This window comes from Lactiplantibacillus paraplantarum, from assembly GCF_003641145.1.
In the GTDB taxonomy this organism is placed as follows: Bacteria; Bacillota; Bacilli; order Lactobacillales; family Lactobacillaceae; genus Lactiplantibacillus; species Lactiplantibacillus paraplantarum.
Genome location: NZ_CP032744.1, coordinates 2,039,269 through 2,054,503 on the forward strand (window position 1 = coordinate 2,039,269; position 15,235 = coordinate 2,054,503).

The following is a 15,235-nucleotide window of genomic DNA, read 5'->3' on the forward strand; positions in this document are numbered from 1 at the left end:
TTTCAACCTCGTGCCGCTCAACACTAATCTTAATAAATTCGTGAGCCTCATTGAATACCATCCCAGCAAACTAAATCCCCATTAACATCAACTATCAAAAACCGCTCCTTGTTTTTCATTAATCATGCGTCAAAAAATTAACGCCAATCCCAATTATCCAAAGTTTCGATGGTCGTGGTTGCTGGGTAACTCCCAAACAATCTCACTAATAGTTGTAACCCATTCATCGCATTATCGCGTTGCAAGTTGATCGTCGCAATTTCCGCTTGATCATGACAGTCCGGTTGCATTTCAAAAGCATTGACTTGTTCATACAAATTTAACGTTATCATCTTGGCACTTTTAGCACTCGGACGCGCATTCAATTGCCACAATGTTTTGCGGCCAGCTATAAATGTTGGCGTGGCCTCTGGTAAATCCGCTAAAAAACAATAAGCTGAGTAGACTTGCCGATAATAAAGTTTGGTCATATCCACACTGATCACTCCAATCGTGTTGCGTGGCACTGATAATCTGTATACACCTAGCCACCCATTGCAGTTAATCATAGCTAACTCTGCTAGTCAATTCAATCTGAACTACACAAGTTAAAACTAAACCGGTCATTATTCTTGATTTCAACTTAAGTCTATTAATGCCACCAGCTGCAAAAAAAGCCCCCACGCTATTAGAGCTGTGGGGGAAACTTAGTTATTAGTTTTCATTTTTGAGAACCATCACGTTAATCGCGAGCTTCGTGACTATCCTGAATTCGTTTGAACATCCGCTCCATGTCTGAATTCGTAAAATGAACCGTCACGGGTCGTCCATGGGGACAATTGAACGGATTCTCACAAGTGGGCAACTTGGCTAACAATGCACGGGCCTGCTGATCATCCAAATGATGGTTCGCCTTGATTGCTCGTTTACAAGACATCATAATGGCCGACTTCTCTCGGAACTGAGCAACCGTCAACTTATCATCCTGTAAGAGCCAATCAACCATCTCACGAATCGTATCCTCTTCTTGCCCAGCCTTAAACCAAGTCGGGTGAGCATGCACAATAAAACTATTACCACCGAACGACTCTAAATGAATCCCAAGCGCCGCTAACAACGGTAACTTTTCCTTTATCTTTAAAACATCACTCGTCGGATAATCCAAAATAATTGGTACTAACAAGTTCTGCTGATCCGCACTAACCTCACCAATTGCTTGCCGGTAATACTCGTAATTGATTCGTTCTTGGCCCGCATGCTGATCTAAAATATACATGCCATCATCCGCCTCGGCCAATAAATAAGTCCCGTGCATTTGACCTAAGTAACGTAATTGGGGAAAACGTTCCGCATCAGTTGCTTCGCTAGTTGGGACTGCCGCTGAGTTACTAGTCACTACCGATTCAGCTTCCTTACCAAACGGTAACGCTGCCGCTTCAGACTGGTAACGCTGATCAAAGGTTTTAACTGGCGCCGTCCCCAGTTCGTCACGATGACTAATCATAATTGGCGCCGTGGTACTACTGGCTATCGATTCAGGTACAACCGTTTCGCTAGTCATTTCGGTATTCGGGGTTGCCGACGTGGCGCTCACCATTGTTGTGGCAGCCGCTGAATGAAGGGTTGCTGCGGCCAGCGACGCTGCAAATTGCTCAGTCGACGCCGGAGTAGTCTTATCCGCCACCTGATACTGTGACGAAACGGCGTTCAAATCCATCGCTAATTGATCCGTATTTAAATGTTCGCGCCGGTGACTACCAAGATTGGTCAATGCCGATGGAATCAAGTTCACATCCACTAACCGGTCCGTAATCGTGGTACTGATCAGCTTAGATAATTCTGATTCCTTACTCAGTCGTACTTCTTGTTTCGTGGGATGAACATTCACATCCACTAGTAGCGGATCCATCGTTAAGGCAATCACTGCAATCGGATACCGGCCAACCATTAATTTGGACCCATAGCCCTTGATGACGGCTTTTGTCAACTGCTGATTCTTGATGGCACGACCATTAATCAAGACGGAGATATACTGACGACTTGCCCGTGTCAATTCCGGTAAGGCCACAAATCCAGTCAGCTTAAAATCAGTAGTTGCCCCCTGAATGGCAACCATTTTACGGGCATTTTGCACGCCGTAAATACCGGCAATTACTTGTTGTAAATCACCGCGACCAGCCGTCTTTAACAGTTCTTTCGCATTATGAACCAGCCGAAATGCGACTGCTGGATAGCTCAGTGCAATGCGATTGACCACATCCAAAATATTAGCCAATTCGGTTTGTGGTGATTTTAAATACTTAAGCCGTGCGGGTGTATTAAAGAATAAATCGGTAACTGTAATGTCAGTTCCTTGTCGCAAGGGTGCTGGTGATTGTTGCAACAGCTTACCACCCCGATAATGAATACTTGTTCCAGTAGTACCAGTACTCGTATTCATCACCACATCCGCCACTGAAGCAATACTAGGTAGCGCCTCACCTCGAAAGCCTAAGGAGTGGACGCGAAACAAGTCTTCACGCGACGTAATTTTACTCGTAGCATGCCGTTTAAAAGCGGTTAAAACATCAGCATCATCAATGCCATCACCATCATCGATAACCCGAATTGACTGAACACCAGACTCTTGAACTAAAATATCGACCTGCGTCGCATGCGCATCAACGGCATTCTCAACGAGCTCCTTAACGACCGAGGCGGGCCGCTCCACAACTTCACCCGCAGCGATCTGATCCGCCAACACGGAAGCTAATTCATGAATTTTCCCCATTACCATCGGTCCTTTCGTCTAAAATTATTTAGATACCTTTTTTCTAACTCGCAATTCATACGAAACACAGTCAGTTTAAACTGACTGTTTTCAACTTAAATACTTGTCACATTTCAACAATAATCCATGACAAACATGCCCTTAAAATCGTTATTGCTTTGCAAGTACCGCGCTACTTACCTAATTTCTGCTGCCATTTATATAACTGATTCATCACATCCATCGGCGTCATCGCCATCAGGTTCAACGTCTTCAATTGTTGTAAGACCTTTTCACCTTTAGCATCAGTCATCGCTGGCTCAGCAAATAACGAGAGCTGTTCATCACCGGCTGCAGTTGCCGGTGATTCTGCAACTGGAGTCGCTGACTCAACGGCAACTGAATTATTGACCGCTTCATTAGTCACCGTATTCGTTACGTTCACGTCAACACTAGCAACCGCATCACTAGCTGAAATCGAAGCCGCTGTAGTTGAAACCGTGCTCGTTTGACTTTCTAAACTCGTGAGAATTTTATTGGCCCGCGCCAATAGACTAGTTGGCATCCCAGCCAACTTAGCAACGTGCACCCCGTAAGACTTATCTGCTGCCCCGGGTTCGACCTTGTGTAAGAAGACCAGTTCACCGTCTTTTTCAGTTGCGCCAACATGCACATTGCGCAACCCCGTCAATTCTTGATCCAAGGCCGTCAACTCATGATAGTGAGTCGAAAACAACGTCTTAGCATGAATGTGGTTATGCACAAATTCAATAATCGCCTGTGCTAACGCCATCCCATCATAAGTTGCCGTCCCCCGTCCAATTTCATCAAATAACACCAAACTGTTGGCCGTCGCGTGTTGTAAGGCATTATTAGCTTCTTGCATTTCCACCATAAATGTACTTTGGCCTGAGATTAGATCGTCAGTTGCACCAATCCGTGTGAAAATTTGGTCAAAAATAGGGAGTTGCGCCGACTTAGCCGGTACAAAACAACCAATTTGGGCCATGATGACTGTCAAAGCTAACTGCCGCATATACGTACTCTTACCTGACATATTCGGTCCAGTAATTAGTAATACCGTCTCGTCAGGTGCCATCGTCACGTTGTTTGGCACGTAACTCTGATTACCCATAACCTTTTCAACAACGGGATGGCGACCATCAACAATTTTTAAGTCATGTGACTTAGTCAATGTTGGTTGTACGAAATGGTAATCTTCGCTAACAACTGCGAAACTTTGTAAAACATCAATCGCTGCAACCGCCTTAGCTAACGTCTGTAAGCGCTGAATGGCCCCCTTAACCGTTTCACGAACCTTCGTGAAGAGTTGGTACTCAAGATCCGTAGAATGGCTCTCAGCTTCTAAAATCAAGCTTTCATGCGATTTCAACTCAGGTGTGCTAAAACGTTCGGCATTCGTCAACGTTTGTTTCCGTTCATAACGATCCTTTGGCAATTGGGCTAGGTTGGCTTTTGTAACCTCGATATAGTAGCCAAAGACCCGGTTAAAACCAATCTTTAGATTTTTAATACCGGTTGTCGCACGCTCTTGGGCCTCTAGTTCTGCGATCCATTTTTTCCCGTTATTCATCGCATCCCGGTATTGATCGAGCTGTTCATTATAACCATCCTTGATGACCCCACCGTCCGTTACCGACAAGGGTGCGTCTTCAACGATTGCCGCATCAATCAGATCCGCAACGTCTTCAACTGGATCCAACTGATTGACTTCCTCGTTAAATACTTGCGTGTCCAATTCCGATAAGATATATCGAATCTTAGGAATCTGACGCAATGACGTCTTTAATTGAACTAAATCGCGACCATTTACGCTACCAAAGGCAACCCGGCCAGCTAACCGTTCTAAATCATAGACCTTAGTTAATTCTTCTTGTAAGTTGCTACGTTCAAAATAGTGGTCCAACAAAGTGGCAACCTTACTTTGACGCGTTTCAATATCGTTCTTCACGATCAACGGCCGGTCGATCCACTGTTTCAGTAGTCGCCCGCCCATCGCCGTTTTGGTTTCATCCAATAACCACAAAAGCGTCCCCTGCTTTTTACCAGTTCGGATCGACTTCATTAGTTCCAAATTATATTTAGAATTATGATCAAGTTTTAAGAAGTACGATGGTTCATAAGCAATTGCTTTTTGTAGGTGTGCTAGACTCCGCTTTTGGGTTACCGTAATATACATTAATAGCCGTTCTACAACTTTTTTTTCCAACTCAACAGTCAAATCCTGGGTCAAATAACTTAGCTCCGCCTGAGGAGTCACGTTATTTTGTTCCGAAACGAGAATCCCCAGTGATTTGATCTGTCCACGCAAGTCGTCGCCAACTGAAGCATCGACCACAATTTCCTTGGTTTGCAAACTAGTCAACTCGTTGACCAGCGCATCATTGGTCGTTAAAACACTCGTCTTTAATTCCCCTGTCGATAGGTCGGCGTACGCAAAGCCATATTGTTGATTGCTCTGAGTCAATGCAGTCAAGTAGTTATTGGTCTTCGCCTGTTCGGCACCACGTTCTAGCGTCGTGCCGGGCGTGACTAATTGGATCACTTCCCGCTTGACCATACCCTTAGCTAATTTGGGATCTTCCATCTGTTCACAAATGGCTACTTTGTAACCCTTATCAACTAAAATATCAATATAATTTTGCACGGCGCGATGCGGTACCCCACACATTGGAATTGGATTTTCTGCCGAATGGTTCCGCGTTGTTAACGTCAACTCTAATAACTGGGCACCTTTAATCGCGTCATCAAAAAACATTTCATAAAAATCACCGAGTCGATAAAATAAAAACGCATCGGGATATTGATTTTTGACTGCAAAATATTGACGCATCATCGGTGTATCTTTCGTTTTTTGTGGCACACTTAATCCTACTTTCTATCCTTAAATCTTAATCGTCAAAATATGGGTGATCCGGATTAATTAAAATCCGGGCAATCTTTTTCGCCCGGCCACTCTGACCATCAATGTCAATCACACAACCAGATAACACCGCCGGACTATCCTCTTGCACGTTAAAACGGGTCGGCATTTGTTCTAGGAATCGCTGAATAACGTTCTCCCGGGTCATCCCTAAAATGCCATTATACGGTCCCGTGAAGCCAACGTCACTTAAAAAGGCCGTTCCATCGGGTAAGACCCGTTCATCACTTGTCTGCACATGGGTGTGCGTCCCAACCACGGCACTCACTTGACCATCCAAGTACCAGGCCATTGCCTCTTTTTCACTCGTTGTTTCGGCATGAAAGTCAATGAAAATATTCGGGGTTTCTTCCCGCAACTGGGTCACTAATGGTTGCACTGTGGTAAAAGGGTCAGCCAAGTTTTGGCCCATAAACACATTACCTTGTAAATTAATTACGGCTAACTTGACCGTATTGACCTTCACAATCGTGTACCCAACGCCCGGGGTGGTTGCCGGCGGGAAATTTAATGGTCGAATCAGTTTCTTGGCCCCGTTAATAAAATCAAAGATTTCATTATTATCCCAAGTATGATTGCCCATCGTAATAACATCAGCACCTGCCGTCAAGATATCCTTATAAACTTCCTGATTGATACCACGGCCACGGGTGGCATTTTCCCCATTGACAATGGTAACTTGCGGCTTGTAGCGCCGTTTTAACTTAGGTAAGTACGTGGTAACCGCCGTCTGACCGACGTTGCCCATGACATCCCCAACAAATAGAATTCGCATAGATTGCTCCCTTGTTTAACGTTATACCAATTATTTTAGCATTATTTAGCCCGAAAAACGTGATTGAATTTTACTGACAATTAAAAAATGAGCTTAGGTCAAGACCTAAACTCACTTCCCGGTTATTTAGCGTAATCAACTGCTCGAACTTCCCGAATAACCGTAACCTTAATATGACCGGGATATTCAAGTTCATTTTCAATCTGCTTTTTAACATCGTGCGCCAAAACAGTTGCCTGTAAATCAGAAATTTCATTTGGCTTAACGATGACCCGAATTTCACGACCGGCTTGGATGGCATAACTCTTCTTGACCCCATCCTCATTATTAGCGATCGCTTCTAGCTTTTCGAGCCGATGAATATAATTCTCCAGCGACTCGCTCCGAGCACCTGGCCGGGCGGCTGAAATCGAATCAGACGTCGCAACCAATACCGCAATGATCGACTTAGCTTCCACATCACCATGATGGGACGCAATCGTGTTAATCACGACGGGACTCTCTTTGTACTTCGTTGTTAATTCCACGCCAATTTCAACGTGGGATCCTTCGACCTCATGATCGACGGCCTTACCAATATCGTGTAATAATCCTGCGCGTTTCGCGAGTGTAACATCTTCACCAAGTTCAGCGGCCAACACGCCCGCCAACTTCGCAACTTCAATTGAGTGATTCAAAACATTTTGACCATAACTGGTCCGATAATTTAACCGACCAACTAGCTTGATTAAATCAGGATGCATCCCATGCAAACCTAAGTCAAAGACGGCTTGTTCACCGGTTTCACGGATTTTTTCGTCCATTTCCTTACGTGCTTTTTCAACCATTTCTTCAATCCGAGCTGGATGAATCCGCCCGTCTTGAATCAGTTTTTCAAGCGCGATCTTTGCGATTTCACGACGAATCGGATCGTAACCACTTAAAACGACGGCTTCTGGCGTGTCATCGATAATTAAATCAATCCCCGTCAAAGTTTCCAACGTTCGAATGTTACGACCTTCCCGGCCAATAATCCGGCCTTTCATGTCGTCATTCGGCAAAGCAACGACCGATACCGTGGTCTCTGAGACCATATCGGCGGCACTTTGCTGAATCGCTTGGACAATTAAGTTTTTGGCTTCTTTTTCAGACTGCGCTTTCACTTCGTCCGTATTTTCTTTAATTAATACGGCCCGTTCATGCGTTAATTGTTCGCGCGTTTGGGTCAAAATCTGTTCGCGAGCTTGTTCTTGTGACAAGGCCGCGACCCGTTCTAACTCAGCTTGACGTTGCGTGATTAGTGAAGCTGCACTTTGTTGCTGTTGTTCAACACGTTTTTGCTCATTGGCAATTTTATCTTCTTTTTTGCCTAAAGCATCCTCGCGCTTTTCAAAAGTATTCTCTTTGTGATCTAAAGTTTCTTCACGTTGAAGCAACCGGTCTTCTTGCTTTTGCACTTCATTCCGGCGTTGCTTTAACTCTGTTTCAACTTCAGCCCGGTAACGGTGACTCTCTTCCTTAGCCTCAAGGACTTTTTCTTTCTTGTGAGTCTCCGCTGCCCGTTTGGCCTCAGAAATAATACCTTCGGCTGTGTTCTTGGCAACGTCCAATTCTTTTTCATGGACGTTCTTGCGTACATAGTAACCAATCCCATAACCGACAACAATTGCGATGACTGCGAGGATTATACCGAAAACATTCATGTTTCCACCTCCGCATCACCAAAATCCAGTTAACATAAAATCAACTACAAATTTTCAGATGTTATATTTTGATTATTTACACACTTGTTATTCTAATGTTAGAAACGAATAGTGTCAACTTAAAGTCTTATGGCAACCGGTCTACCCGTGCTGATTTTGACTCGAAACAAGCCAAATATGTACATAAAACGTCCAAAATAATTATTTTGGACGTTTTATAACTAACTATTTATTTTTCGGTTGGCTGGTCATCAAGTTCTAGCGCTGTCTCAGTAGGTCCCGCTTTGGGTGTCTTACCTTGGCCCTTGCTAGCACTCTTAGCTGTGGCCTTATCCTTAGCTTGATCATTAGTTTCAGTCGCTTCTTCATCACCAGTTTGGTCCATGCCATACGCGTCCCGAACCTTTTGCCGAATTTCCGTCATGATATCAGGATGTTCGTCCAGGTATTTCTTCGCATTTTCACGACCTTGACCAATCCGATCGTCGCCGTATGAATACCAAGAACCACTCTTCTTCACAATATCCTTTTCAGCAGCCATGTCGACAATTTCACCAGTTTGTGAAATACCATGACCATACATAATATCTACTTCAGCTCGCTTAAATGGTGGCGCCACCTTGTTTTTAACAACTTTGATTCGAACACGGTTACCAATAATATTGGTTCCCTCTTTAATTTGTTCAGCCCGCCGAACTTCCAACCGAATTGTTGCGTAGAATTTCAACGCCCGACCACCCGGAGTCGTCTCGGGATTACCAAACATCACCCCGACTTTTTCACGAATTTGATTAATAAATAATGCAATCGTCTTAGTCTTGTTCAACGTTCCGGATAGTTTTCGTAATGCCTGTGACATGAGTCGAGCTTGTAACCCAACGTGCGCGTCACCCATTTCACCTTCAATTTCGGCCCGTGGAACTAAAGCCGCAACTGAGTCAACAACCAAAATATCAACGGCACCACTAGAAACTAAGGCATCTGCGATTTCAAGCCCCTGTTCACCAGTATCTGGTTGCGAGAGCAATAGATCATCGATATTAACCCCCAAATGTTCCGCATAAATAGGGTCTAAGGCATTTTCAGCATCAATATAAGCTGCCGTGCCACCTTGCTTTTGAACTTCAGCCACCGCGTGTAACGCAACGGTCGTTTTACCTGAACTTTCAGGACCATAGATTTCTACGATCCGGCCACGTGGGTAGCCGCCAACACCCAACGCATCATCTAAGGCCAACGATCCACTTGAAATCGTTGAAATCGTCGTCTGGGCAGCATCACCCATCCGCATAATCGCCCCTTTACCAAAGTTCTTTTCGATCTTTTTTAGGGCAGTATCTAGTGCTGCTTTCCGTGCATCAGCCAAATTATTTCCTCCTTTGGTGCTCGTTTCTAACTCTTAATATCATAGCTGTTCAAAGTCAGAATTGCAAGCAAAAAGCGAACAAAAGTTCGTATTATTTTTTTAAGTCCATATCCGCGTTTAAAGCATGCCGCAATAAGTCTAAACCAGCCATCACACTGCGCTCACGGATCTGTTGCCGGTTACCAGCAAAATGATACTGGTGAGCAACAACGGGTTGATTGCGATAGGCTAAGCCGATCCAGACGGTCCCAGCAACTTGACCTTCAAGTGTCCCCGGCCCCGCAACACCAGTAAAGCTCACGCCCACTGCAGTATTTAATTGTTTTTTGGCTCCCACTGCCATGGCTTGAGCAGTCGTTTTAGAAACTACCCCATCGGTATCAATAATTGCTTGCGGCACATTGACTAACTGATGCTTAGCTTCATTGGCATACGTGACAAAGCCACCCGGAAAGATTGCTGAGACACCGGATACACTACCGATCGTGCTCTGAAATAGTCCGGCCGTTAAACTTTCCGCAGCCGTAAGACTCAACTTAGCCGCAATCATTTGCTTAATAACCGTTGTCACTAACGAATTATCATCACCATAACCGTAAAAGAAGGTCCCCACACAAGCTTTAATTTGCTGGTCCACCGTATCAATCATCGTCTTGGCTACCCTCTCAGTCACTGCTTGGGCACTCAGGCGTAACGTCACCTCGTTAGTCTTGGCATACGGTGCGATCGTCACTTTAGTCTGGCCATCGATCAATGGCTGCAACTTAGTAACCAGTTCAGACTCACTGATACCATAAAAGCGCATCACTCGCGAATAAATTTGTGCCTGTCGCCCGTATGCCGCGGCCAATTTCGGCTTAGCTTCAGTATCAAACATCATAGTCAATTCGCGGGGCGGTCCCGGCAGCAACAAGAAATCAGCACTATCCACAGACTGATAAAAAGCCCCAACCGCCATCCCATTGTGATTAGTCAACGGCACCGCACCATCAGGATATAATGCTTGTAACCGGTTATTAGCAGTCATTGTCTTACCATTAGTTGCAAACCAAGCCGTAATCTTTTGCATCGCTGATGGCGACTCAACCAACGCCACGTTTAAATATTGTGCGAGGGTCTGTTTGGTTAAATCATCTTTCGTTGGTCCTAGTCCCCCCGTCAAAATGACGAGATCATTCCGTTGGGCCGCAATTTCAATCACGGCCGATAACCGTTGCGGATTGTCACCGACCACCGTCTGATAATAACTATCAATTCCTAATTCAGCCAATCCTTGTGCGATATAAGTACTATTCGTATTTGTAATCTGTCCCAGTAAAATCTCGGTACCAACCGCGATTATTTCTGCTTGCATGCCAAAAGCCTCCCCGTAATCATATCGATTACATCCAGTATGGGCGCAGTTAACAACGTCCTACAATTAGTATATACGAAAACAACGGGTGACCCCATTAAAAAGATTGCACATTTTACCTCAGTAATCCAATCCTAATCGTGAGTAAAAGCGCCACCCTAAGCGCAATACTCAGGGTGGCGCTTACTATTAACTTTATTTAAACCCATCTGCAAAAACGTCACGATTCTGAACAAAATAATCAACGCCAGAATATATCACAAAGAATAAGCAGATATATAACATAATTAAGGCAAACGGAACGTGAATAGCCGCAAACAACACATTGTTCAATAACAAGAAGATAATTGCAATCATTTGTGTGGTTGTTTTAATCTTCCCAGGCATCGCAGCTGCCATCACTTGACCATTATTTTCAACGATTAATAGGCGTAATCCTGTCACAGCTAATTCCCGACACATAATAATCGCCACAACCCAATCAGGGGCTGCATTCATCCGCACTAGTATGATAAAGGCGGTCATCACTAACATCTTATCCGCCAGTGGATCCGCAAACTTCCCAAAGTTAGTCACTAAATGTTGGCCCCGCGCGATTTTACCATCCGCTAAATCAGTTAATGAAGCAATCGCAAAAATAACTGTTGCCACCACTTGGGTAACTGGAATCGTTGTTCCAGCCCACACAACTTGCCCCCAATTAAGGGGTAGCACCATAATAAGAATAAAAACTGGAATCAGAATAATCCGAAACACCGTTAATTTATTAGGTAAATTCAAAGTACCAGCCTCCTCCGCAACGTTATTTGATGGTTAAAGTAATCGTTCGAACTTGTGACGTACTGTTTTTCGGATTAAAGTTGAACGTCTTACCATTGATGGTTACGGTCGTGGCAGTTGCGTTCCCAAACTGGAACTTAACCGTCTTAGCATTGCTTGGTAACGTTAGCGTATGTGACCCATCCGCCTTCAACGTTCCTTGCCAAGTTTGTGTTCCATTAGTGGTGACGGAGGTCCAAGCAGCCTTAGTAGACTTGATCACTACTTTATTCTTATCCGCCCCATTCGTCAAAGTAAAGGCTGTATCGCTACTACCGTCAGCTTTAATGCTTTGTTCCTTGGTAGAAGCAGCTTTAGAACTAGTTTTAGCTGACGAGCTAGCTTTCGATGAACTTGATTTCTTTTTAGAGCTCGAAACTTGTACCGAAGAGTTGTCGGCACTCGTACTAGAACTCGAACCAGCGTGGGTCCGGACCGCCATAAACCAAATAAATAACAAAATCAAAACCACGATAGCTGTGACAATGATTGTTGGTAAATAGTTGCGCACCCGACTAGCTGGTGAAGTGGGCTGTTCACGACTCGCAACCCGGGTAGGTTGAACTTCATCAACATTTTCAACGATGTTTTCAGCGTGAACACTTGGTAATTGGTCACGATATTCCTCTAACAAGGCGTTACCATCCAAATCAACAGTATCTGCATATTGTTTAACAAACGCCCGCACATAAAAATCACCTGGCAACTTATCAAACTGTTCATCTTCGATTGCAATCAAGTAACGCTTCTGAATCTTGGTGATTTGTTGCAAATCATCAATGGTCAGGCCCTTCGCTGTCCGAGCAGCCTTTAAGCGCGCCCCAATCGTTGTTGTTTCTTCGTTATTTTCACTCATTGACTTTTTCTCCACCCTAAGTCTATTTTCAAAATCTTACGGTTAATAGTATATCACAGCAACTAAATTTAGCAGCCCCGTGACCATTAAATTTCAGATTTCCTTAACTCTTTGCCTGTGGTCGAATTTGATACTCACTAATAGCTTGAGAAGTCAGTAATTGTTCAGCAACCGTCTGCAAATCGGCCAGCGTTAAGTGATCAATTACGGCTGGCTCATCAAAAATAGTGGCCGTCCCAAATAATCGTTGATCATACCGGTTCGCGATAGCTTCTAAGGAGTTCGCCATGAAGACAATGCGGCCAATCATTTCCTTTTTCACTAATGCCAACGTTGCTTCTTGATCAACAACGGCTGTCCGCCAATTTTCCAACACGTCAATGATGGCCGCATCAAATTTTGCGGGATCATCCGTCTCACCACTAAAGGTCACAAAATTAAAGCCGGACTGTAATTCGAAATCATACCCAAACGTATCATCAATGATTCCTTGATCATATAAGCGTAAATAATCGGCCGAAGTATCACCAAATAATAACTCTAGTAAAACATTGACCGCTGCGCGATACTTTAAGGCCGCTGCGCCCGCTTCAATCGGCACTAATCCCTTGACACCAACGATTGATTTGGCCCGATTGACCGGCATATCAATCGTTCGGTAAGGAATAATATCATGCCCATCCGTAACGGTTTCAGGAATTTTACGTGCAATCGGTTGAAAGGCCGTAAAATTCTTCGCTGCTTGATTAGTCTTGATCCACCCTAATACTTCATCCGGGTCAAAATGGCCAACCACAAACAACGTCATGTTCTCGGGATGATAAAATGTCCGATACGCCGCGTACAAGTCATCAGCTGTAATCTTAGCAATTGAATCCGTAGTCCCCGCAATATCGTACTGCAGTGGATGGTTCGGATATAAATTGCCAATCATGCCAAAATACAACCGCCAACTTGGATCATCATCATACATCTCAATTTCTTGCCCAATAATACCTTTTTCCTTATCAACCGTTGCTGGTGTAAAGTATGGATCCTGAACAAAATCCAGTAAGGTCATGAGATTGGCTTGCAAGTGACGGGTTGCCGAAAATAAATAACTCGTCTTCGTAAAACTCGTAAAAGCGTTTGCGCTCGCACCATACTGACCAAAAGTTTGAAAGGCATCATGATCTTCCTTTTCAAACATCTTATGCTCCAAAAAATGGGCAATACCATCCGGGAAACGTTGCATTTCAGTGCTACCCGCCGGTACAAAGGTATTGTCGATCGAGCCATAATTCGTTGTAAAGGTGGCGTACGTCTTATGATAGCCAGCCTTAGGTAATAACGTGACGGTCAACCCGTTGTCTAACTTGGCTTGATAACAGCTTTCATTAAATTGATCATATTTTTTTACTTTCATGCGGTTACCCCACTCAAGAAGAACCCATTATTCAGGGTCACCATCTTTGCGACTGCAATAATCTGCTCACGCGTAACATTTTGAATCTGCGTTAACCATTCAGTATCCGTGACATGCTGTTGCGTTAAATCATCGATTAATGCCTGAACTGCGAATGTCCGCTGACTATCTAAGCTCGATTCAAAATCATTAATCAAGCCCAGTTTAAGTTGCGCTACTAAATCATCTGTAAAATCGCCAGTCTGAATCGCCGTCAGTTGGGCCGCAATAATTGCCAGTACTTGATCATGATTCTTACCATCAATCCCAGCTTGCACCTTGAGAACACCACGGAAGGTATCTAACGAACTGCTAGCATAGTACGCGAGACTTGCTTTCTCACGTACATTCATGAATAGCTTAGATAGTGGGGACCCACCAAATAATTCGTTAAAGACCAAGGCCGCGTAATAATGATTACCACGATAAAAGACTGGTAAGTCATAACCTAAATTCAGTTTGGCCTGACTAAGCGCTTGTTGTTCACTTACTTCAACGTATTGCTTCGTATTATGATGTTGATAAAATGGCCGGGGCCGTCCAGTTGGGCGGTCTTCAAAGCCAGCCTGTTGCCACTGCGTCAAAATAGCTGCCTCATCAATATCACCCGTTACAATAATATCAATTTGATCATCTTGAATCATCATTTGATAGTAATTATATAAGCTGTAAGCATTAATTGCCGTCAAATCATTAACTGTGCCGTAACTTGGAACTTGTTGAGCTGGTTCATCAGCAAACAGTGCTGCATTGAGCTGTTGGGCAGCATAATACTGTTTGTCATCCGCAACCGACTTAATAGCCGCTTCCAAGTTCGTCTTTTGGCGATCAAACGTTGCTTGGTCAAATTGGCCACCAGCAGCCAGTGGTCGTAAAATGACCCGTTGCAAAAATTGAATGGCTTGATTCGTCAACGGCTGATCAGTCGCCAAATAGCGTTCATTAGCAACGGTAATGGCTAATTGTAAATTATGTGTTGGTCCCTTACGACTAACACCCGCACCAAACGCAGCGCCATACATGGCAGCCAATGCATTGGCTAACGCCCGTTGATCCGGATAATCGGCAGCGCTCGTTTCTAATAAGTTCGATAGTAACGCCCGCTGGGTAATTGTCTCACGCGCAAGCGGTGCGCGGAAATTAATAATAATTTGGTTGGTTTTAAATTGATGACTCTTAACCGTCGTCAATTGGACCCCTTTTGCTAACTGAGTTTGCAACATGTTTCCTCCTTGCATATGTAATAAATAATAAGCGAAAGGCCGGA

General features: G+C 44.2%; 11 protein-coding genes. All 11 read right to left on the reverse strand.

The window, feature by feature from the left end; translation table 11 throughout:
• Positions 1-137: 137 nt before the first annotated feature.
• The 11 genes from LP667_RS10105 to yfmF all read right to left on the reverse strand — a co-directional run bounded on the left by LP667_RS10105 (position 138) and on the right by yfmF (position 15,191).
• A complete protein-coding gene (locus tag LP667_RS10105) occupies positions 138-470 on the reverse strand; it encodes a hypothetical protein (RefSeq protein WP_225366501.1) in 333 nt (110 codons plus the stop codon).
• Positions 471-721: 251 nt separating this feature from the next.
• Positions 722-2,749 (reverse strand): DNA mismatch repair endonuclease MutL, encoded by a 2,028-nt coding sequence (mutL, locus tag LP667_RS10110; protein ID WP_056988395.1) that lies wholly within the window; start codon positions 2,747-2,749, stop codon positions 722-724.
• Positions 2,750-2,921: 172 nt separating this feature from the next.
• Complete coding sequence (gene mutS / locus LP667_RS10115; protein WP_056988394.1) at positions 2,922-5,612, reverse strand: DNA mismatch repair protein MutS; 2,691 nt, start codon at positions 5,610-5,612, stop codon at positions 2,922-2,924.
• Positions 5,613-5,640: 28 nt separating this feature from the next.
• A complete protein-coding gene (locus tag LP667_RS10120) occupies positions 5,641-6,447 on the reverse strand; it encodes a TIGR00282 family metallophosphoesterase (protein WP_021732543.1) in 807 nt (268 codons plus the stop codon).
• A 122-nt stretch (positions 6,448-6,569) separates the two neighbouring features.
• Complete coding sequence (gene rny / locus LP667_RS10125; protein WP_021732544.1) at positions 6,570-8,129, reverse strand: ribonuclease Y; 1,560 nt, start codon at positions 8,127-8,129, stop codon at positions 6,570-6,572.
• 229 nt (positions 8,130-8,358) lie between these two features.
• Positions 8,359-9,495 (reverse strand): recombinase RecA, encoded by a 1,137-nt coding sequence (gene recA / locus LP667_RS10130; RefSeq protein WP_021732545.1) that lies wholly within the window; start codon positions 9,493-9,495, stop codon positions 8,359-8,361.
• Positions 9,496-9,586: 91 nt separating this feature from the next.
• A complete protein-coding gene (locus LP667_RS10135; RefSeq protein WP_056988393.1) occupies positions 9,587-10,849 on the reverse strand; it encodes a competence/damage-inducible protein A in 1,263 nt (420 codons plus the stop codon).
• 195 nt (positions 10,850-11,044) lie between these two features.
• Positions 11,045-11,629 carry a CDP-diacylglycerol--glycerol-3-phosphate 3-phosphatidyltransferase gene (gene pgsA / locus LP667_RS10140; protein ID WP_021732547.1) on the reverse strand — a complete coding sequence of 195 codons (585 nt, stop codon included), beginning with the start codon at positions 11,627-11,629 and terminating at the stop codon, positions 11,045-11,047.
• A gap of 22 nt (positions 11,630-11,651) precedes the next feature.
• The gene (locus tag LP667_RS10145) at positions 11,652-12,524 is read right to left on the reverse strand and encodes a helix-turn-helix domain-containing protein (protein WP_021732548.1); all 873 of its coding nucleotides are present in this window, start codon (positions 12,522-12,524) and stop codon (positions 11,652-11,654) included.
• Between the two features lie 103 nt (positions 12,525-12,627).
• Complete coding sequence (gene yfmH / locus LP667_RS10150; RefSeq protein ID WP_021732549.1) at positions 12,628-13,929, reverse strand: EF-P 5-aminopentanol modification-associated protein YfmH; 1,302 nt, start codon at positions 13,927-13,929, stop codon at positions 12,628-12,630.
• Positions 13,926-15,191, reverse strand: a complete 1,266-nt coding sequence (gene yfmF, locus LP667_RS10155; protein WP_021732550.1) for an EF-P 5-aminopentanol modification-associated protein YfmF — start codon at positions 15,189-15,191, stop codon at positions 13,926-13,928. The genes yfmH and yfmF overlap by 4 nt, the downstream gene beginning before the upstream one ends.
• Positions 15,192-15,235: the final 44 nt, after the last annotated feature.

Coding starts and splice junctions, on each gene's coding strand:
- rny (WP_021732544.1), bottom strand. CDS start 8,129: ATGAATGTTTTCGGTATAATCCTCGCAGTCATCGCAATTGTTGTCGGT.
- LP667_RS10120 (WP_021732543.1), bottom strand. CDS start 6,447: ATGCGAATTCTATTTGTTGGGGATGTCATGGGCAACGTCGGTCAGACG.
- LP667_RS10145 (WP_021732548.1), bottom strand. CDS start 12,524: ATGAGTGAAAATAACGAAGAAACAACAACGATTGGGGCGCGCTTAAAG.
- yfmH (WP_021732549.1), bottom strand. CDS start 13,929: ATGAAAGTAAAAAAATATGATCAATTTAATGAAAGCTGTTATCAAGCC.
- LP667_RS10135 (WP_056988393.1), bottom strand. CDS start 10,849: ATGCAAGCAGAAATAATCGCGGTTGGTACCGAGATTTTACTGGGACAG.
- LP667_RS10105 (WP_225366501.1), bottom strand. CDS start 470: ATGACCAAACTTTATTATCGGCAAGTCTACTCAGCTTATTGTTTTTTA.
- mutL (WP_056988395.1), bottom strand. CDS start 2,749: ATGGGGAAAATTCATGAATTAGCTTCCGTGTTGGCGGATCAGATCGCT.
- yfmF (WP_021732550.1), bottom strand. CDS start 15,191: ATGTTGCAAACTCAGTTAGCAAAAGGGGTCCAATTGACGACGGTTAAG.